This is a genomic window from Flavobacterium sp. LHD-80, from assembly GCF_030929605.1.
In the GTDB taxonomy this organism is placed as follows: Bacteria; Bacteroidota; Bacteroidia; order Flavobacteriales; family Flavobacteriaceae; genus Flavobacterium.
Window position 1 is genome coordinate 82,391 of sequence record NZ_JAVFVS010000009.1, and the last position, 20,973, is coordinate 103,363.

At 34.6% G+C, this 20,973-nt stretch carries 11 protein-coding genes; 2 read left to right on the top strand and 9 right to left on the bottom strand.

The window, feature by feature from the left end:
* Positions 1-60: 60 nt before the first annotated feature.
* Entirely contained in the window at positions 61-984 is a 924-nt protein-coding gene (locus RB619_RS13285; RefSeq protein ID WP_308098153.1) for a FecR family protein, read from the bottom strand.
* Positions 985-1,067: 83 nt separating this feature from the next.
* Positions 1,068-1,592 carry an RNA polymerase sigma-70 factor gene (locus RB619_RS13290; RefSeq protein WP_308098154.1) on the bottom strand — a complete coding sequence of 175 codons (525 nt, stop codon included), beginning with the start codon at positions 1,590-1,592 and terminating at the stop codon, positions 1,068-1,070.
* A 267-nt stretch (positions 1,593-1,859) separates the two neighbouring features.
* On the opposite strand from RB619_RS13290, the gene RB619_RS13295 reads away from it, so the two are divergent.
* Positions 1,860-2,915, top strand: a complete 1,056-nt coding sequence (locus tag RB619_RS13295; RefSeq protein ID WP_308098156.1) for a phosphatidylinositol-specific phospholipase C1-like protein — start codon at positions 1,860-1,862, stop codon at positions 2,913-2,915.
* A gap of 200 nt (positions 2,916-3,115) precedes the next feature.
* Here the strand turns inward: RB619_RS13295 and RB619_RS13300 are convergent, their stop codons facing one another.
* From RB619_RS13300 to RB619_RS13325, 6 genes are all read right to left on the bottom strand, one after another.
* A complete protein-coding gene (locus RB619_RS13300) occupies positions 3,116-5,056 on the bottom strand; it encodes a metallophosphoesterase (protein WP_308098158.1) in 1,941 nt (646 codons plus the stop codon).
* Between the two features lie 349 nt (positions 5,057-5,405).
* The gene (locus RB619_RS13305) at positions 5,406-7,043 is read right to left on the bottom strand and encodes a glycosyl hydrolase family 18 protein (protein ID WP_308098159.1); all 1,638 of its coding nucleotides are present in this window, start codon (positions 7,041-7,043) and stop codon (positions 5,406-5,408) included.
* 245 nt (positions 7,044-7,288) lie between these two features.
* The gene (locus RB619_RS13310) at positions 7,289-9,943 is read right to left on the bottom strand and encodes a beta-1,3-glucanase family protein (RefSeq protein WP_308098161.1); all 2,655 of its coding nucleotides are present in this window, start codon (positions 9,941-9,943) and stop codon (positions 7,289-7,291) included.
* Between the two features lie 114 nt (positions 9,944-10,057).
* Positions 10,058-14,014 (bottom strand): family 16 glycosylhydrolase, encoded by a 3,957-nt coding sequence (locus tag RB619_RS13315; protein ID WP_308098163.1) that lies wholly within the window; start codon positions 14,012-14,014, stop codon positions 10,058-10,060.
* 207 nt (positions 14,015-14,221) lie between these two features.
* Complete coding sequence (locus RB619_RS13320) at positions 14,222-17,149, bottom strand: triple tyrosine motif-containing protein (protein WP_308098165.1); 2,928 nt, start codon at positions 17,147-17,149, stop codon at positions 14,222-14,224.
* Between the two features lie 301 nt (positions 17,150-17,450).
* Positions 17,451-18,089 carry an HAD family hydrolase gene (locus RB619_RS13325; protein ID WP_308098167.1) on the bottom strand — a complete coding sequence of 213 codons (639 nt, stop codon included), beginning with the start codon at positions 18,087-18,089 and terminating at the stop codon, positions 17,451-17,453.
* Between the two features lie 211 nt (positions 18,090-18,300).
* On the opposite strand from RB619_RS13325, the gene RB619_RS13330 reads away from it, so the two are divergent.
* Positions 18,301-19,470, top strand: coding sequence for a DUF4861 family protein (locus tag RB619_RS13330; protein ID WP_308098169.1), 1,170 nt, complete (start codon positions 18,301-18,303; stop codon positions 19,468-19,470).
* A 253-nt stretch (positions 19,471-19,723) separates the two neighbouring features.
* Here RB619_RS13330 and RB619_RS13335 read toward each other — a convergent pair whose 3' ends face one another.
* Entirely contained in the window at positions 19,724-20,818 is a 1,095-nt protein-coding gene (locus RB619_RS13335; protein ID WP_308098322.1) for a LacI family DNA-binding transcriptional regulator, read from the bottom strand.
* Between the last annotated feature and the right edge of the window lie 155 nt (positions 20,819-20,973).

The following is a 20,973-nucleotide window of genomic DNA, read 5'->3' on the forward strand; positions in this document are numbered from 1 at the left end:
GTTTTTTTACGATACTTAATTTATTCAAAGGCAGTTGTTCTCAGCAACTGCTTTTTTGTTTTAATCCACTTTTACTATTTCGCCATAAACTTTGAATTTTAGGTTTGTGATATAATTAATTTGCTCTAAAACATTCTCTAATGTTGCGTCTTTCTTGATGAATACCGTTAACGGCGTTGCTAATACGTGCTCATTATCATATTGAAATGAAACTCCATATTTATATTGTAAAATGGTAATTACCTGTTTAAGAGTAGTTTCGTTTAAAGTCACATCGGTTGTATACCAATTCACTAAAAGCGATTTGTCTGCCAATTGTTTCGTTAGTTTATTTGATTCGAATAAAGCTTCGTCATTTGGAACCAAATCCACACTCTGCCCTTTCGAGCTCACATTCACTTTTCCGGTTACCACAATCACTTCACATTTTGATTTTGACAACTGAATGTGAAATGATGTTCCTACTACTCTAGTTTTAATTTCTCGAGACGTGATTATAAAAGGATGTTTTTTGTCTTTGGCAATTTCAAAAAATGCATTTCCTTTTAGAAGAGTTACTTTTCTTTCATCTCCTTCAAATTTTTCAGGATATTGAAATAATGAGTTTGCTGCCAGATAAATCTTCGAGCCGTCACTTAATTGGATAGATTTGGGAATCGATGACGTTTTAAACGATAATTGCTTGTCGACAGCAATTTCTGGTTTAAACAAAAAGCCTAAACCGGCAAGAAAAAGAATACTGGCAGCTGCTATATATTTTAAGTAAGGAGTAAAGGTTTTCTTTTTTCCTATGTGAAGTTGAATATTGTCATATATATCTTGAGAAACTTCTTCAGAATTTCCCATCGAAAGTTCATCCCATTTTGATTTTTGATACTGCGTAAAAGCGAAATCATTTAGCAGATTTTCTTCTGCAATTGAAGTTTTATTTCTCGAACTTTTATCGATAAGATGTTCTAAACTATGCTTGATTCTTTTTATCATAATACTTATTGTTACCTATAAGTACCAGAATCTTGAAATCGTACTATCCAGAAATATTATGAAAACATCAACAGAAAGTTATCTTAAAAGTTTTTGTAAAAAATGATAAAAGGCGCCAGCCAAGCCAAGTCTTTCAAGCCTTCGCGCAATTGTTTTATTGCCGATGAAATTTGGTTTTTCACCGTTTGTTTCGAAATTCCAAGTTCATCTGCAATCTGATCGATCGACATATCTTGAAATTTATACATTAATAAAACTTCTTTTCTTTTCTCTGGAAGTTTATCCAATAAGGAATAAAGCAAATCCATTAATTCTGGATCAATCGACGCAAAATTGTCAATAATGTAATCTTCAAACTGATCTTCCAAAATCGTCTTGTCAAACCGATTATTTTGATAATGTTTAAAAACCTGATTTTTTACCGCGCGAAATAAATACGGTTCAATTGCATTGATGTTCAAATCGTCTTTTCGTTCCCATAAATCGATAAAAACATCTTGAACTATGTTCTGAGCCAAGTCTTTATCCTGAGTCATCGTATACGAAAAAGCATTAAGCTTTTTCCAGTATTGAGTATACGTTTGTTCAAAAATTTCAGGGTTCTTCATGGTGATTTCTGGTAGTATTTGGTGATGTAAAATAATGAAATACGACACCAATACTTTTTGTTTGAAAGTTATCTTTAAATTAAATTTCGAATACACTTGTTTTATTAATACTACTATTTTCGACTAAAAATGACATTTGTTTTGCGATTTCTTTTACTTTAGCTAACATAAAAACGAACTACCAAGTTTACTTTAGTAACCTCTAAAAAAGCAATTTCTCTTTTGCTGCGTCTCCTTAATTCAATAATCCTAATTTCATTCAAAATCATGAAACAAATTTTGTTTACATTATTATTTGCTGGAACTTTTCAATTGAGCCATGCGCAAGATGACAATTTAAAAATCAACCAAATACAAGTTATCGGTTCACACAACAGTTACCGTCACGCCATTGAAACTGATTTATACAATACGATTCAGGCAAAAGATACTACGCGTTCGTTAAAAGGACTTCAATACACGCACATCAGCCTTACAGATCAATTAAATAAAGGTTTGCGCAATTTAGAAATTGATGTTCAAGGCGATACTCAAGGTGGAAAATTTATACACCCAAAAGGTCTTGACATTGCAAAATCACAAGAAGCTTACGACCCAAACGGAGAAATGAAAAAACCGGGTTTTAAAGTTTTTCATATGATTGATATCGATTTTAGAACTTCTTGCTACACACTTCAAGGTTGTCTTGCTGAACTAAAAAAATGGTCTGACGCAAATCCTGATCATATTCCGGTTTTTATCACTTTAGAACCAAAAGACGATGACAGTTTCTTGGGGACAAAAGCAGAGAAATTTACACCTGAACTTTTTGATGCTTTAGACAAAGAGCTTCGTAAAGGATTAGGAAATAAACTAATTACACCCGACATGGTGCGCGGAAAATACAAAACACTTGAAGAAGCTGTTTTAAACAATAACTGGCCAACGCTGAAAAAAGCAAGAGGAAAATTCTTGTTTCTTCTGGATAATAACGGCGCAAAAAGAGATTTGTACGCATTAAATCATCCGTCTTTAAAAGGGCGCGCCGTTTTTATAAATGCTGAACCTGGAAAACCAGAAGCAGCGTGGCTATTTAGAAATAATTCTGAAGATGCATCAATTACTGATTTGGTTAAAAAAGGCTATTTAATAAGAACTCGCGCCGATTCTGATACGAAAGAAGCCAGAGCAAATGATTATTCGCATTTTGAAGCAGCAAAAAAATCAGGAGCGCAAATCATCTCAACCGATTATTATTTACCGAGTACTTTCTTTACTTCTCCTTATCAAATTAAATATGATGATGGAACTTATGTGAGAGTTGATCCGGTAACTGCACCTTAAATTTTTAACCGCAAAGAACGCAAGGTTTTTTTTCAAAGATTGCGCACATAAACGCGAAGTTCGCAAAGCTAAATGGATAAGCTTTGCGAACTTTGCTACTTAAATTTGCTCGCAAAGACGCAGAGTCGCAAAGATTATAAAAACTTTGCGACTCTGCGTCTTTGCGAGATTAAAAAAACTTAGCGTGCTTTGCGTAAATCTTAGCGCTCCTTGCGGTTAAGCTCGCCCGTTTTCAAATCAACTGTAAAATGATCTGCAGGAACTTCATGCATAAATTTATTGAAGATAGTCAAAAACAATTTCATCTGTTTTTTCAAAAGAGTTTCATTTGAAGTGGCAGCATTTTCTAAAAACAATTTCGATAAAACTTTATATTGTTTTGCTCTTTCCAAACCAACATCGGCAAGAGCCAATTCATCGGCGCTTCTAAAACGGTAAAAATCAATTAAAAGATCATTTCCTCTCCAATTAAAATCTTCTTTTTTGAGATTATTTTGAGCTAAAATTTGTTCCGATTTTGTTTCAGCTTCACTCCATTCTTTCTGAAACTCTGATTTATTTTTCAGAATAAAATCAAAATCTTTATCTGATTGGATATTTGCCAAAACCAATAAATCTTGAGCCGAAACATTCAAAATAAAAGAGGCAAAATCAGCAGGCCAATCGTCTTTTAAAAAGCGAAGACGCACTAATTCTTTTAAATGTAAATCTGTAAAATCGTGATAATTTTTGGTTTCTAAAATAGCTTTATTCCAAATATCCTTCGTATTCTGACTTTCCAAAAACTGATATTCCATTTTATACAAATCAAAAAGTTCATCAAATCTCGGAACATTATCAATTGTGATCGTTTGAATATCGACCAGATTATCTTTTTTGATCGTCAATAATTTATAAGCCGGAATATAAGCTGCAAGTGATGGCGTTTGAATATTAACCAAAGTATTGCCTTTTGCAGTCGTTCGCATTCCCGTATCATTGATGTGCATATGACCGCCAAAATGAATTTTCAAACCGGCATCAGCAAAAACCTGCGCAACTTCTTCAACAGGAACTCGGTTCAATTGCCATTTATTCGGGCCTAACAATTCTTTAATTTCCGCGGAAGCGTCATCATTAAAATCAATCATCGGAAAATGACTGAAAGCAACTAACGTTTTGCCTCGTAGTTTGGCTTCCGCCGAAATATCCTGAACCCATTTTATAAGATGCTTTTTGTTTGAAAGTACGTTATTATAACCCGTACTAGCTTCAGAATAATTTTTAGGATCTTTAGGATCACCATCTGTTTTCTTCGGAATATAAACATTCCCGTCAATTGCCATTAACCAAAGTCCGTCAATTGGTTCAACGACATAACTTACATCTGGAACTTCGAACCCAGGTGCAACATTATAAACTCTATTTGTTAATTTTGAAGCTTCAACAGCTTTTTTGAAATCGTAATTCTGAGAAGTGTAATTGGCGAAAGGAGTTGACCAAAACTTGTATTTTTTATTTGGATAAAAACCGAAATTTTTAAGATCTTCTGTGATGCCAAAATAACCCATTTTAGCAATATCGGCTGTTATGACAACTGGCTGTTCGATATTCATGTTTGGCTTATACATGCCTTCTTTGCTAAAAATGGGTTGGCTTTTTCCTTCTTTTCCTAAAAAATCTTCTTTACCCGATTCCTGAGCAAATGGTCCAACCGGATCGTGATTTCCAGTGGTTATAAAAAATTCAATTCTGTATTTCTTTTGGTATTGATCTAAAATTTTCTGTAATCCTTTCACGTGAATTGGCTGACCGTCATCCGTGTAATCACCCGGAAGCGCAACGTATTTTATCTTTCTTTTTGCAATATCTTCAAGAGCGGCGATGAAGGCAAAATAATTTTCATTGAAAATTCTCGTCGAGTGCAACTGCGAGGCCATCGTTCTTATTAACGCATATTTTCCGGTTTTGGTATTCAGAATTCCTTTAAAATCGTTGTCTGAGAATGTTCCGAATAAATCCTGCAAATGAACATCAGATAAAAAAGCGACTTGAACACCATCAAGATTCTTAGTTTTTTGTGCCGAAATGGTATAATTGAAGAAAATAAAAACCAGAACTGCCAAGCAGGTTTTATATTGAGTAAAGAATTTAAAATTCATGCTAAAATTCAGATTTTAGGGAGTTTAAAATGATGCACAATTTTAAGCATTAAAAGCCTTATTATCTTTAATTTATTGTTACCGAATAATAATTTTAGTGGTTTAACCGCAAAGGACGCAAAGGTTGACGCAAGGTTCGCTAAGTTAAAAAAACAATGCCACAAATTATAAGCATTTGCACAGATTTTAAAAATCCTTTTAATCTGTGGCAAAAAAAAACTTGCGTCCTTTGCGTCCTTTGCGGTTAAATTTTCATTATAAAAAAAGGCTGTCATATCTGACAGCCTTCCACCACATTAAAACCAAAAAATGTAATGTATCTAAAACCATTATGGCGAATGGATTAGAATTACTTTTTAATAAAACGTCTTACTGTTTTTATTCCATCTTTTTCCAATGAAATCAGGTAAATTCCACTTTTTAAACTAGAAACATCGATACTGTTGTTGTTTACAGTTTGAGAAGAAACTGTTGCGCCACCTTCAGAATTGATAACACTTACATTTGCTCCAGAAACCTCAGAACTAAAGAAAAGTGTTTCTTGTGTTGGGTTTGGATAAATCGTAACGCTTGCAATATCTGCGGGAGTTTCTGCGGGAGCAGCTGATTTTGCAGCTAAACCTGAAGCCGATTTAGTAATTCTGAACCAATTAATATTGGCTCCTGAAGCTTGAATATAAATTCCGAAATTATACGTTCCTGCATTTACATTTACGGTTTGAGAAACCGTTTGCCAGTTTTGCCAGCCTCCAGTATTTGGTACATTAACAGCTCCTAACTGAATTGTTCCTGCATTTAAATCAGATGAAATCCTTGCTCCATTAACAGCACTTGCAACTCTATATTCAATAACATAATTTCCAGAAGTTGGGAAATTAATATTGTAATATGCCATCCAGTCTCCTGTGTCACAATATCCAACATTTAATCCGCCGCCAGTATCGGTAGTAGCTTCTGTTTGAACACCGCTCATAGTATTGTAACTTTCAGCCTGAATTAAAGTTCCTGTTCCCGGAGGATTACTTCCGGTAATAACTTGATTAATTGCAGTTAGTAATGATTTAGAACCTGTTGCATCCTGAGATAATTCCCAAATCATAACGCCTCCTGCGTTTTGAATCGCAAAAGTTGTTTTTGCTTTGATTGTTGGAATTCCGTTATAATAAATCGTATTTCCAACCTGATCCTGATTTTCTGCTCCCGGATATTGCGCTACGATATTAGCATAAGAAATTCCCTGATTTGCTGATGCTCCAAAACCGTATCCGTAAAAAGGCAATCCAATAATGGCTTTGCTTGCAGGTAAACCTCTTCCTGTCCAGTAATTAAATTGATTTACAGCCATACTGTATGGAGAATGCTGACCAGGATTGTTTGGTGCCCAAGGTCCTGTTGCATCATAAGCCATGATATTGATCCAGTCGTAAGCAGCAAAAGTAGATGAAGGTACATTTGCACCACCATATCCTTCTGAAAGCGCTGCTGAGATCAGTTTACCATTGGCATGCAACTTATTTGCCAAGGCAATAACAAACCCGCCATAATCGCCATTGATTGCCGGACCTTCTAAATCTACATCAATTCCATCAAAGTTGTGAGCCACAACATAATCGTAGAGTTTTTGAATAAAAGCCGTTCGGTTTGCGGGTGTAATGAGATTAAAATAATTGTCGCGAATGGCGCCTCCTTCTGAAACAGAACCTCCTCCAAGTGAAACAAAAACTTTAATGTTTTGTGCATGTGCAGCATTGATGATAGCATTGCTTCCAGAATTAAAAGTTAAATATCCGTTGGCATCAGGATTTTCAAACGCAATATTAATATGCGTTAATTTACTGTACTGAATTGTACTTGAAAAAGCATTTAAGTCTATCCAATTTGGAATGTAGGCTATCACTTTTTTTTGTTGAGCTGTCGCTAAGTTAAAAACGCCCAACGCTAAAATAATCACGCATTTCTGCAGCATTCTTTGGTAATTGTTTTTCATAATAATTGTTTTAATAGATTAATAAACTCGTAAATAAGGGACGGTTATTTGAGTTGTATTTTTTTTGTCCCGAAGCCTCGGGATAGATTTCAGACTTTAAATTTTAGATTTGACTGTCTATGCGATCTAATTTCGTAGAACTAACACTACCAAATTATTATCTAAAACCTAAAGCCTGAAATTGCAGATTTACATGAAGTTATTTGCTCAATTTTAATCTAAACTCTAAAATTTGAAATCTAAAATTATTTTTTTATGAAACGTTTGATCGTTTGTTTGCCATCTTTTTCAAAAACAATAAAATAGATTCCTTGTCTCAAATGCGAAACATCAAAACTGTTATTACTGATTTTTTGAGAAGCAACAGTAGATCCCGTTTGTGAATCGACAATTTTTACACTTCCGCCAGAAAGATCTGTAGTTACATAAAGTGTATTTTCAACCGGGCTAGGGTAAACATTTAAAACTGTTTCTACTGGAGCTTCTTCTTCTGGAGCTTTCGCTAAAGCAGTTTTTGCTGTTGAACCTGTTTTTGTAATTCTTATCCAGTTGATGTTCATTCCGGTATTTTGAATGTAGATTCCGAAATTATAGGTTCCCGCATTTACATTTACTGTTTGAGAAACTGTCTGCCAGTTTTGCCAACCGCCTGTGTTTGGAATATCAACATTTCCTAACTGAATTGCGCCTGCATTTAAATCAGAAGATAATTTTCCGCCGGTAACAGCACTTGCCACTCGGTATTCCATTAAATAAGAACCTGTTGTTGGGAAATTGATGTTGTTATATGCTAACCAATCGCCAGTTTCTGTGTAACCTACGTTTGATCCTCCACCAGTATCTGTAGTAGTTTCAACCTGAATGCCATTCATTGCTGAATAATCTTCTGCCTGAATTAAAACTGAAGTTTGAGAACTTGTAGCAGGAATCAGTTTCCATTGTCCGCAAGTTTGGTTGTTGTTATCCCATTGCTGAATAATAGCTCCAGAAGCTGTGCTTGCTCCGGCAACTTCTACAATTCTTCCGCTGTGTCTTGCAACGATTTTGTAATATCCATCTCCAGTTGAAACCAATACAAACTGTTGATTTGTAGTTGCATTATATGGATATTGCTCTAAACGTGCTCCGTTTGCTTTATTGAAATTGTTGATATCTAAAGATTGTCCGCTATGATTAGCAATGATTTTATATAATCCATCACCTAAATGCGTAAATACAAATTTTTGGTTATTACCAGAATTCAATGCACCTTGATTGATTCCCGCAGCATTTGCCATACTTGAATTCCAAACATCCATGTATAAACCGCTGTTTCTGTTTTGTAAAAAGAAAGTCTGATTTCCTAAAGTCGTAGTTCCGTTTGCAATAACTCTGATAGAACTTACTTTGTCATTCCATGTTGTGTTTAAACAAGAATTATCAGAATTAATTACGGTTGAAGTTCCTGTAAAATTATCATCTTGGTATAAAATCGCCTGATAACCTTGAGTAATTTTTAATGAAGAAATATCATCATTTAAAACTCCTAAAGAATTTAAACGAGCCAGATTATAATCTCCAATAGTTAATCCACCTGAGAAACCTGTGTAGTTGCAATCTTTATAAACCGTAATAACATCTGTCGAAGCTGGAACCGAAGGCGTAGTAAGTCCGTAATAACCTCCAAAAGTAGCAATGACTTTTGTTGGTTGCGGCGAATGTAAAGATGGCGACTGATCTGCAACATCATCATAAGCAAAACCATAAGCCAGATTATCAACATTAATTCCCGGTAAATGCCAGAATTTAGAATAATGATTTGTTGGGTTTACCTGATAATATTTTGATGCATCATACCAGTTTTGCTGTCCAGGATTTGTTGTTGTAACATTTACAACATGTCGGTTAATTGCCGCCGTTAATTGTGCCTGAATCACAAGATCTAAATCTCCATCGACCAATCTTCTGTCTAAAACACCTTTTCCTTCAAGAGCTTCCTGAGTACTTGGTCTGTACTGAACTCTTCCTGTACGGCCAACAAATCCTCCAGATTGTCCAACCATTTCAAGCTGTTCGCCAATAACTTTTCCTTTAAAAACGCCTGCATCTCCGGCATAAAATATTAAATCTTCATTTTTGTATTTGTTCCAAATCGCATCGATATACGATTTTAAGTAGTTTTCGTATGGGCCTCCTTGTGCATAAGCTGGTGTTTTAGATGGCGCTGTAATTTCGCCTGTTGCATCGTTTACACAACCTTGAAATTCTGCCGGAACATTGGCTTTAAAAGCAGCAACGATATCAGCATGTTTTTTTAAATCTCCAACTCTTTTTTGGTAACCGTTTGCACCAAATAATTCTAATCCCATTGGATATTTATAGGAATCTACGCGTGTTGGATTTCCGAAGAAACCATATTGATTGTTAGTCAATTCGATCATTTCATATAAAATTCCCTGATTAGGATCTGTAGCATTCTGCGGATTTGGCGAAGCATATCCGGACGGAGCGCCGTTTGCACCAAAAAAGTAAAAATACAACTGCGAACCTTTAGAAATAAAAACTCTACAACCTGCAATTAAAGGCAGTGTAAAAGTTTTATTCGGAATTTCGCTCAGCTTTGTAAAACACGTTGCATACTTTGAGTTTTGTCCCGGTCCGGTATTTCCTCCATAAGTTGGACCTGTAACCGTATTGTAAGAAGCACTCATTGGTAAAACCTGGCTTGTTTTGGCATTTACCCAAACATGGTTTCCGGTTGTATAATCGATCCCTACAATCGCAACATACAAATCGCTATCGGCGAAAGTTGAATTATTACTAATTGTAAAAGGAATAGCACCTTGTCCGTACATTAAAACAGATAGGAATGTCAGCATTACTGCTAAAAAAAACTTCTTTTGTAACTTAAAATTTCTCATTGTTTAGATTTTTTGATTAATAAAATTTGTTTCTAATTAGTAAGAATGAGAAAATAAAATGTGTAAAAAATTGGGTGCAACTATTTAGGATCATCACACCCAATTTGTTTTTAATTATTTCTTAATTAGCTTTTTAGTCCAGATTTTTTGATCTGATTTGAAATTAAGAATATAAATTCCTTCTCTCAGTCTGCTCAAATCAATTACACTTTCATTGGCTTCTTTTTCCAAATTATTCTGAATAACTAATACTCCTGAATTATCATAAATTGTAATAATTTTGTTGTCTAAATTTTCAGGAATTGCAACCTGAATATAGTCACTGGCCGGATTTGGATAAATAGCAAAAACAACATTTTCAGGAGTACTTTCTTCAACTGTAACATTAGCTTTTTTAGCCGATGATGCTGAACCGTAAGCTTCAATTTCATACAATGAATATCCGTAAGGAGCCAAAGCTTTTGCTGTACACAAAATTCTAAGATATCTACCAGTCCCGCTTACGGCTAAATCATCAGTTCCTCCGTCGCTAGCTGTTTGTGTATTAATAGTTTCATTTTCTGTGAAAACATTATCAGTAGAAAGCTGTACTTTGTATTGCGTTGCATAAGCTGCTTCCCATTTCAATACGACGCGGTTTAGGTTGTAATTACTTCCCAAATCAACATAAATCCATTCTGTAGCATTTGCAAAAGAACTCGCCCATCTTGAAACTGTTCCGTCTCCGTCAGTTGCTTTACCAGCTGATAACGTTGGATTTTCTTCTGTAGAAGCCGTTGCAGTTTTAGCTAAAGCCAAATTCACATTAGGATTTGGTGTAATATTTCTAACAATAACATCACTGAAAACTCCTGTTCCTAAAGTTCCGTTTGCGTGAGACGTAATCGCCATTCCAACATAAATGGTATTTGCCATTGCAATTGTTTTTGGAGTTCCAAGCTGTGTCCAAGTTGTTCCATTATCAGACGTGTAAGATGTAAATACATTTCCTGCACGAACTACACGAACCCATTTTGGCGCCGTTCCTGCTGCAACATCTGCAACTGTTACTCCTGACGTCGCATTTCTTGATAAAAATTCAACTCCTGCAGCTGGTGTAACATCGGTCATCGCATGTTTAGAAGTTGGTGTAAGCGTTTCACGAAACATTACTCCAGCTTTTGCATAAGTATTTGTATTAGTAAGCGAATTTACTTTGGCAATAATTTCAGCATCACCTGTAATGGATTGATTTACAAATTGAAATTGATCGCTTGTTTCCCAAATATCTGTTCCAGAACCTTTAATGGTGAAAGTTCCGTTAGAATGTGTTGCTTCTCCCGCTGGGGTTACTGCACCTAAATCTGTACTAACCCACGGCGAAGGCAATCCTGCTGGAGTTTCTGTAGAAACTAAGTTTAAAGCTCTCAGATTATCAAAATAATACGTGTTTCCAGAATTTGTTCCCGGCTCGTATAAGAAAACAAAACGGTTTACTTCATTATCTGCAGTAGATGCATCTGGCGTACTTACATAGGTAAAAGTTACTGTATACCAAGTATTCGTTTGTTTTACAACTCCCTGATAAATACTGTGTCTTCCAACAGGATAGTTTGACGGAACTGAAGCACTGCTTTCTGCCTGCCATGAAATAATTGATCCAACCGGAGCTGATGTATAAACATCCATAGCAAATTTTTTAGTTCCCGCTTTGAAATCTCCAATGTTTGTTATAGTTGTATTGAATGAGAAATTATCATACATTTCTGTTGATTTACGAACATATCTTCCAACGTTTGCTGAAGTATTAATTCCCGTTGCGCTTGGATTTGCTACGTTTGCTGTATAAGTTCCGATAGCATCTCTAAACGTAATATTGTGAACCATTTGATAATCTTCGAAAACAACTCCAGGCGTATAAGTGTCTGGAAGTTTTGTCGACCCAATTCTGATGTTATCAATATAATACGTATCGCTTGTGTAAGAACCAGAGTTAAACAATAGAACCATTTGGTTAATTGCTAAATTCGAAGTTCCTGCATCTGGACTAGAATTATAGTAGAATGTCAGCGTTTCCCATTGATTTTGTTTCGTTGTAATCGCTACATAATTACTATTTCTTCCCGTTGGATAATTTGCCGGAAGCGAAGTCGCGCTATTTTCAAAATTCATACTTACAACCGTTCCAACCGGAGCTGTTGTATAAACATCAATCATGATTTTATTGGTTTGATTTTTGAATAAACCAGCATCTTCAATCGAAGTTTGTGTATTAAAGAAAAGTACATCGTATTGCTCGGTTACATTTCGAACATACTTCGCCACATTTGCAGACGAGTTAACAGAATTTGAACCCGGATTTGCAACAACAGTATAAGTTCCTGTCGTAGTTCCTTTTATAATTTTATTGATGCCATCGTAGTTCTGTAATACATCTGTGGCAACAATTGGTTTTTCTGGTGTAGCTCTTGTCAACAAATTATCAAAATAATAAGTTGCACCAGAGTTTGAATTCGATTCAAAAAGTAGCGCCACATTATTGATCGTCAAAGCACTTGTGTTTGGATCAATAATTTTTTCAAATTCAAATTCAATTGTTTCCCATTTATTCTGAACTGTTGTAGTTGCTTTATAACCGCTGTGTCTTCCTGATGGATAATTTGTAGCCGTTGTAACATTACTATTTTCTAACTGCATAGAAATTTTTGTTCCAACCGGTGCCGAAGTATACAAATCAAAAGAGATTCTTTTTCTTCCTGACACATAATCATTTGCATTGCTGATTACGATATTCTTAATATTGAAAACATCGTATAATTCAGAAGAATTGCGAACATATCTTCCAACCAAAGCCGAAGTATTAATTCCAGTTGCAGATGGATTGGCAATTGCTTCTGTTAAAACTCCCGTTTTATTTCCGTAAACAACATTTCTGTTCGTTTGAAAATCTTCCTGAATTTTCTCAACCGGAATTGCAGCTTCAGTCGCTACAGTCAATTTATAAGTATTTGCAGTACAGCCAGAAGTTGTTGCCGTTACCGAAACATCTCCGCCTGCAGTTCCCCAATTTACTGTTACAGCATTTGTTCCCTGTCCAGCCGTAATTGTAGCTGCCGGAGGAACAGTCCAGTTGTAAGTTGCTCCTGCAATAGCATTAATAGAATACGTTTTGCTAGTTTCGTTTTGATACACTTTTGCGTCACCTGCAACCGCATATTTATAACTTCCGTCATAAACACGAACGTAATCCACTTGTAATTTTGCAGGGAAATCTCCAGGAATTGGCGCAACGCCCGCACCATTTACACTTGTATAAGGCGTTCCTGCACTACCTACAGCAAGATTTAAAATGATATAAAACTGACTATCGTTAAAAGGCCATCCGCCGTTTACAGTAGTATTTGGAGTTGCGGTGTGAAATAAAACATCATCAACATACCATTTTATAAAATTTGGTCCCCATTCTACCGCATAAATGTGAAAGTCTGTAGATAAATCTGTTGGTGAACTATAACTTCTACCTGTAAAATGATATCCGTTTCCGTCATAATGAATCGTTCCGTCTACAGATTGCGGGTTTCTATGTTTGGCTTCCATGATATCAATTTCACCTGTATACGGCCAATTTCCGTTAACCGGAAGCATCCAAAATGACGGCCATGCGCCTTGTCCGTTTGATAACTTCATACGAGCTTCAACTCTACCGTATTTAAGGGAATACTTTCCTTCTGTCGTTAATTTTGAAGAAGCATAAGGCTGATCTGGAAAAGATCCGTTTGGCTGATATTTAGCCTCAATGTTTAAGTAACTGTTTGTTCCTTCTTTTACAATTGTTGCTTGATTTGGATCGTAACGCTGCGCTTCGGCATTTCCGAATCCGCATAGTGAAGGACAACCGTTTCCTGAAATACTCTGCCATTTGGTTAAGTCGACCGTAGTACCGTTAAATTCATCAGACCAAACCAATGTTTTACATTGTGCCTGAACTTTTAAAGATGGAAGCAGCACAAATAATGCTACAGCCAAAAATTGCTTAAAATAATAGAAATTGTCTTTCGGTGGTCGGCCGAAAAAAGAGTCATTTTGTTTCATTTTTTTTAGTTTTTTGTTAGTAAAGCTTATCACCATAATAAAACCCGTTTTGCAGTAAACAGGTTATTATCTTAATAATAATCCGACAATATTAACAAATAAATCAGGCTAGACTTACATTTTTGAGTACGGTTTGACTACGGTGATTTTAAAAAAATGAAGAAAAAAATCGTAAAACTACTTAGGATTTTACATCATAATTAAAAATTAAAAATTTAGAATGAATTCTGTGATATTTGCGTCAGAAGGAAGCTGAAGTTTTTTTCTAATTCGGTATCGAGTATCTTCAACGCCACGAACAGAAATTCCTAAAAGTGGAGCAATTTCTTTTGTATTAAAGTTCATTCGCAGGTAAGCACACAATCGCATATCGCGAGGAGTCAGTTCCGGATAAGTTGTTTTCATCCTCTGCATAAAATTATCATGAAGCTGATTGAAGATTTCTTCAAATTCGTTCCAGTGTTTATCGCCCTGCAATTCGTGATCAATCAGTTTATTTATTTTCGTCAATAAACTAAAGTTCACATTTGGATCATTTTTCTTGTTCATCTGTCCGATCAGTTCTTTTATCGAAAGCAGAATTTCATTTAAATGAATAAGATTCACGGTATTTGAAGCTACTTTGGCATTTTTAAGATTTATTGTTGTTTCGAGATTTTCCCGAACAATAGCCATATTTTCCTGTTCATAATTCAATCTCTGTTCGTTAAGTTCAGCACGGGCGCGCAATAATTCTTTTTCCTGATTCAGAATCAATTGCTGACGATCGCGCTCAGCCATAGATTTTTGATATTTAATAACCAAATAAATGACAACACAATAAAGTACAAAATACAAGATATAAGCCCAAATTGTTCTGTACCAAGGCGGTAAAACTTCAAATCGAAAAACCGCTTCCTCACTTACCACATCATATATATTTTTTGCCCTTACGTGAAAAACATATTCTTTTTCAGGTAAGTTTGTATATTCTTTTTCGGTTTGCAGACTATATTCCGACCATTTTGGCTCAAAACCTTCCAGCCAGTATTCATATTTTGTAGCATCTGCTTCATCGTAAAAAAGTGATGAAAAGGAAAAGTGTAAAGCATTATTAGCATGTGATAAAACATGCGAGATTTTTTCTCCTGCTTCTTTTGTTTTATTCGGAAGCACATCATAACGACTTGAAAATATCAAACTGTCTTTCGGAAAAATACATTTCACTTCTGAAATTACCGCTTTATATTTTGTTTTGTATTTCTTGGTTTTAATGGCATTATAATGAATTAAACCATCTTGTGTTCCAAAAAATACATCACCGCTCGTTGTCGTTTGAATATTCTCAAAACCTGGAACATATGAATAACGAAGTTTTCTAAACGGCAGTTCTTCAACCTCAAAACTTCCGTTTGGCTTTTTCGTCATTTTTCCGGTATTTTCTCCAGAAATGTACCAAATATTATTTTGATCATCGGATTTTAATAATCGAATATGATTTTCCATGCCCAGATATTTCCTAAAAACTGGTTCTGGAATCATTTTCTTCGAATGAAAATCTTGTTTGTAAACTCCTTTTGTTGTACCAAAAAGAATCTGATTATCAATTTTAAATGTATTCAAAAACAAACTCGACGGGAAACCATTCTTTTGATTGTAAAATTCAACTTTTGAAACCGCATCAAATGTTTTATTAAACTGAATTTTATAAATCCCTTTGTATCCGTGGGCAATCCAGAAGTCGCCATTTTTATCCGTTTCAATGACTCGGCTACTTTCTTCAAAACCTTTTATTTTATTTTGATAAACCCACGAATTATTTATTTTTTTTAAAAGATACATTCCGTTATAACCGCCTACAATCAACAAATCAGGGTGATTAGGAACTAAAATTCCTTTCCATGCGCCATCTACTTTTGCCAATATTTTTGCCGAATTGCCGGCAACTTCAAATATTCCGTTTTTTTCAAAAGCCAAAAGAGAGTTTCCAAAAATACCAATATTCCAAACATTTTCAGACATTCCTGAAACGTGCTGAAAGTTCGCGTTTTCATGCTTGCCGTTTTTATAAGACTGCCAATCCATCCAAAACAAACCGTTGTCTGTTGCGATATATAGTTTATTCTGACGAATCTGACTACAGTAAATTTTGGTTTCTGAATTTGAAGCATCTAAAACTCTGGACAATGGCGAAGAAATCTGAATAAGCGAAATTCCTTCCTTAAGCGTAACCCACAAATTGCTTTCTTTATCAACCTTTAAATTGGTTACATAATCATTTTGAAGCCCCATTTGTTTATCAATATGCTGAATCAAACGTCCCGAACTATCTATAACTATCAGCCCAGACTGTCGGGTTCCAATTCCAAAATATCCATCAGAAAGTCCAACCGCGACCGAGATTTGATTTTGCTTTAATAAATTGTCTGCTTCCGTTAAAAATGGTTTTAACTGATTGTTTTTAAAAGTAAAAAGTCCATTTCTTTGCGTAAAAAGTAAAAGTCCATTTTGAGTTTCAAAAATTTTTCTGATTTTCATTCCGCCAAACTTTTCGGCATTAGCAACCCGAATTAATTTGTTGTTTTTTAATGTCAATAAACCTTTTACATTATCTGAAATATAGATTTCTTTATTGACTTCGAAAAAATCATCAAATTTCCCTTTAGACTTTAAAACATTGATTTTATTGTTCTTATAAATAAAAATTTCTTCATAAGAGAAAAAAATCACTTCATTATTTCGGATAACGGTATGTATAACATCACCAAAATTTCGAGCTGATTCGGGAAGTAATTTTACTAAAGATGTATATTGATATTGTCCGTTTGGCAACTGAATAACATACCCAAAATCGCCCTGAGCGCCTACATACATTTTATCCTTTTTGTCAATCGCCAGCGATCGAACCATACTCCTATTTTCGGGTTGTGTAACAATGCTCCAGCGCACGCCGTCAAACTGCAAGATTCCAAAATGATTGGCAAAAAACATCATTCCTTTAGAATCCTGTAGAACATCCCAGTTTTCTGAAGCCGCTTTATAAGTTTTCGGATTATAATTGGTTATAAAAGGAATACCAATTTTTTTAATCTGCGCATTTAAAATTGGAGAAATGAGTAATATCGATAAAATAAAAATTCTTATAAATTTCGTCATTTTTGTTTTTGTCTGTAGGTTATCTTGTGATTTTGAGAATCACAATTTTAAAAAATAACTCTTTGGGAGAAGTCATTTTTTTTTTAGGCAAAAAACATTCAACTTTAAATGTACAAATAACAATTATTCATAATTATTGAACTAAAAAAGAGAATGTCGAAACTCAAATATATAAAAATTTATTTTAATGCAACAAATTACATTTTAATCAAACAATTTTGTAATTATAAGATAAAATTTAAACTCTAACGTTAGAGATCAACTTTGGCAAAATTTAAAACTTTGCCAAAACGATCAAAAGCTACACACCAAGGATTTTGCTTAATTCGTCAAATGATTTAAAAAGCACCGCTCCCTCCTCTTCTAAATCAGCATTATTGTAGCCGTTTGCAAAACCGTACACTTTAAATCCACCGCTCATTCCCGCTTTTACACCCGCTTTACTGTCTTCCAAAACTATACAGTCTTTGACCTCAAAACCCATTTCTTTTGCTGCGTGCAAAAATATTCCCGGCTCTGGTTTCCAGCTGTTGATTTGATACGAGCTGAATATTTTATTTTCAAACTTATCTAGCAAACCAGCCACTTCAAGATTCAGTCGTATTTTTTCTACCGGACCGCTTGAAGCCACGCAATACGGGATTTTCAATTTTTCAATAAAATCCACAACACCTTCCATTGGTTTTACTTGAGTTTTAAAAGCTTCAAAACTTTTGTTTCGGTATTCTGTTTCAAAATTTTCAGGAAGTTTTTGATTAATAGCTTCTTCAATATGACGAAAACAATCCTTCAAATTTCGGCCGTTGAAATCGCGGTAAGCATCTTCAATATCCATTTTAAAACCATATTCGGCCGCCATTTCAAGCAAAATTCCGTTGCCAATTTTTTCTGTATCAACTAAAACTCCATCACAATCGAAAATAATACATTTAACTTCCATACTCTTTTTTTACTTTTTAATAGGCCAACAATTCATTGCCGACTCACAAAATGAAAAGTACAAATTAAAATAAATCCTAAAAGCACAGGCGATAACAAATTAACAGAATTTTGTACATTTTTATACCTAAGATTGTATCTGCAATTACGATTTGCAACGTATCTTTATGACTTGAACTTTATTAACAGACCAACAATAAATATTACAAATTGTGAAAAAAAATCTTTTGCTAACCGCCATTCTGGCAAGCAACTTCGCCCTTTATTCTCAAAATAAAACTATTACAATTACCAATACTTTAGCGACTGACAGAGAGTTTGAAACTGTTGAACTAACTAAAAAAATACTTGGTTTGCCAGCCACTGTAAAACTTGAAAGTTATATTATTAAAGATATCAGTGCCAATTCACTTTTAGAAACCCAAACTGTTGATAACGACGGTGACGGAACTATGGATGTGCTTTTGTTTCAACCAAAAATTAAAGCGAAGTCAAAACAAAATTTTGAAGTTTTAGTGGGAACTAATCCGAATGCATCGCAAGTTGCAAGCTGTTATTCTAGATTTGTACCGGAAAGAATAGATGATTATGCTTGGGAAAACAACAAAGTTGCTTTTAGAGCGTATGGTCCTGTAGCGCAAAAAATGGTTGAAGATAAAATTTCCGGAGGTGCCTTAACAAGCGGAATCGATGCATGGCTAAAAAGAGTTGAGTATCCAATTATCAACAAATGGTACGATAAAATGACTACAGGAAAAGGAACTTATCATAAAGATACTGGCGAAGGTCTAGATAATTTTCAAGTTGGCGATAGTCGGGGAATTGGCGGAATTTCGGTAAATGTGGATGGAAAATATTATTTTTCGAAGAATTTTGTCAGCTGGAAAACTATCACAACGGGGCCAATCAGAACCAGTTTTATTTTGACTTACGCCGATTGGGATGCAAAAGGCAATAAAATAACCGAATCAAAATTGATCAGTCTGGATTATGGAAGTTATCTTTCACGTTATGAAACATCAATTACCGGAACTAAAACTATTGCTGTTGGAATTACACTTCACGATAAAAAAGGGATTACTAGCAATAACTTAAAAAACGGTTGGCTGAGTTATTGGGAACCAATCGATGATTCTGAAATTGGAATGGGCTTAGTTGCTCCAAAAAATACGATGACAAGCTTTGATAATCACGTTACAAACGAAAAAGAATTAAGCAATTTGTATGGCAATATCTCAGTTAAAAACGGAAAAGCAATTTATTACACTGGTTTTGGATGGAAAAAAGGAAGTCCGTTTCAAACCAAACAAGAATGGGAAAATTACTTGACTTCTTTTGCTGAGAAAGTAAATAATCCTCTTGTTGTTAAGGTGAAGAAATAATTATCTGATTTTTGTCATTTCGAGGAACGAGAAATCACAGTAGTGAATCGACAAATATCGGCCATTCTGATTGTCGATTCACTTTGCGAGGGCTTCGACTTCGCTCAGCCTGACAACAACATAAACTTACACATAAAGTTTGTCATTTCGAGGAACGAGAAATCTCCGCAAGTAGCTCTACAAAGATTGGTGACTTTCTTTACGTAGTTACTCGCGGAGATTTCTCGTTCCTCGAAATGATAAGATTGTGTTTTTACCTAGCTTTTGAAGGAAAATAATTCTCTTTCAGTATAATTTCTAAGGGAATATAATGAACATCTTCAACAGTTTCTTTAAGCACTAATTTCTTATACAAATAATCAATCCCCAAATATCCCTGCTCTTCAGGTCTTTGATTGATCAAGAAATCAATTATGCCTTTGTTTAGGTATTCTATGTTATCTTTTAATAAATCGAAACCAATAATTCGGACACCTTTTATATTATTTTCTTCTAAAAATCGGGCTACGATATAAGCTCTAGAATTGGGTACAAAAACGCTGTTAATGTCTTTAAACATTTCTAAACACAGCTGATCAATTCCTGAATCTTTAATGGTAATTTCAGAAAACTTAAAATTAGTCAGTTCATCATGATCTTTAAAATATGAATAGAATCCGTCAATTCGTTGTAAATAAACCGATGTACTTTCGATTTCTCTGGCTATTTTAAATATCAAAACCTGTCTCTCGTTTTTTACCGCAAAACTAATCAGTCGTCCGGCAAGATAACCGCTCTGAAAAGCATCTTGGCCAACATAAGCATGTTTGTTTTCTTCAGAAATATTAGAATCGATCATTACAACAGGAATTTCTTTTTTATGATATTCCTTTAAAAACCGAACCGAGTCTTCATAAAAAATAGGCGCAAAAAGAAGTCCGTCGCAATCAAATGCAATAACTTTTTCAATCTCTTTCTGAAAAGATTCTCTATTAAAATCATAGAAAAAGTAATCCAGTACAATTCCAAATTTCGCAAACTCAGCAGCTGCTTTTTCTACTCCAGTAATCTGGCTTTTCCAATATTCAAGATTTTCATATTTGGGCAAAAAAACAGCTATACGAAACTTCTTGTTCAATGCTAGATTACTTGCAAGAATATTTCGTTTGTAACCATATTCTTCAATAATGGCATTTACCTTATCTACATTTTCTTGAGCAACTTGTCCGCGGTTATGAATGATTCTGTCAACCGTTCCAGGCGAGACATTTGCTAGCGCCGCTATTTCTTTTATCGTTATGATATCGCTGATTTTTAAGTTAAAAAATTTTCTTAGCCACGTAAAATTATTATTATTTTCATCAAATATAAGTTGTTTTACTTAACTTTTTATATACATTTGTAAAATACCGTGTGCGTACACGCAAAAATAAACAAATGATAAAAATAAACGATCATTCCGCTATTTTTTTTCTGATTTAATTGATTAAAAAATCGGAATCGATTGGTAACAAATGAAATAAG

Coding starts and splice junctions, on each gene's coding strand:
- RB619_RS13315 (WP_308098163.1), bottom strand. CDS start 14,014: ATGAAACAAAATGACTCTTTTTTCGGCCGACCACCGAAAGACAATTTC.
- RB619_RS13300 (WP_308098158.1), bottom strand. CDS start 5,056: ATGAATTTTAAATTCTTTACTCAATATAAAACCTGCTTGGCAGTTCTG.
- RB619_RS13325 (WP_308098167.1), bottom strand. CDS start 18,089: ATGGAAGTTAAATGTATTATTTTCGATTGTGATGGAGTTTTAGTTGAT.
- RB619_RS13305 (WP_308098159.1), bottom strand. CDS start 7,043: ATGAAAAACAATTACCAAAGAATGCTGCAGAAATGCGTGATTATTTTA.
- RB619_RS13310 (WP_308098161.1), bottom strand. CDS start 9,943: ATGAGAAATTTTAAGTTACAAAAGAAGTTTTTTTTAGCAGTAATGCTG.
- RB619_RS13285 (WP_308098153.1), bottom strand. CDS start 984: ATGATAAAAAGAATCAAGCATAGTTTAGAACATCTTATCGATAAAAGT.
- RB619_RS13295 (WP_308098156.1), top strand. CDS start 1,860: ATGAAACAAATTTTGTTTACATTATTATTTGCTGGAACTTTTCAATTG.
- RB619_RS13320 (WP_308098165.1), bottom strand. CDS start 17,149: ATGACGAAATTTATAAGAATTTTTATTTTATCGATATTACTCATTTCT.
- RB619_RS13290 (WP_308098154.1), bottom strand. CDS start 1,592: ATGAAGAACCCTGAAATTTTTGAACAAACGTATACTCAATACTGGAAA.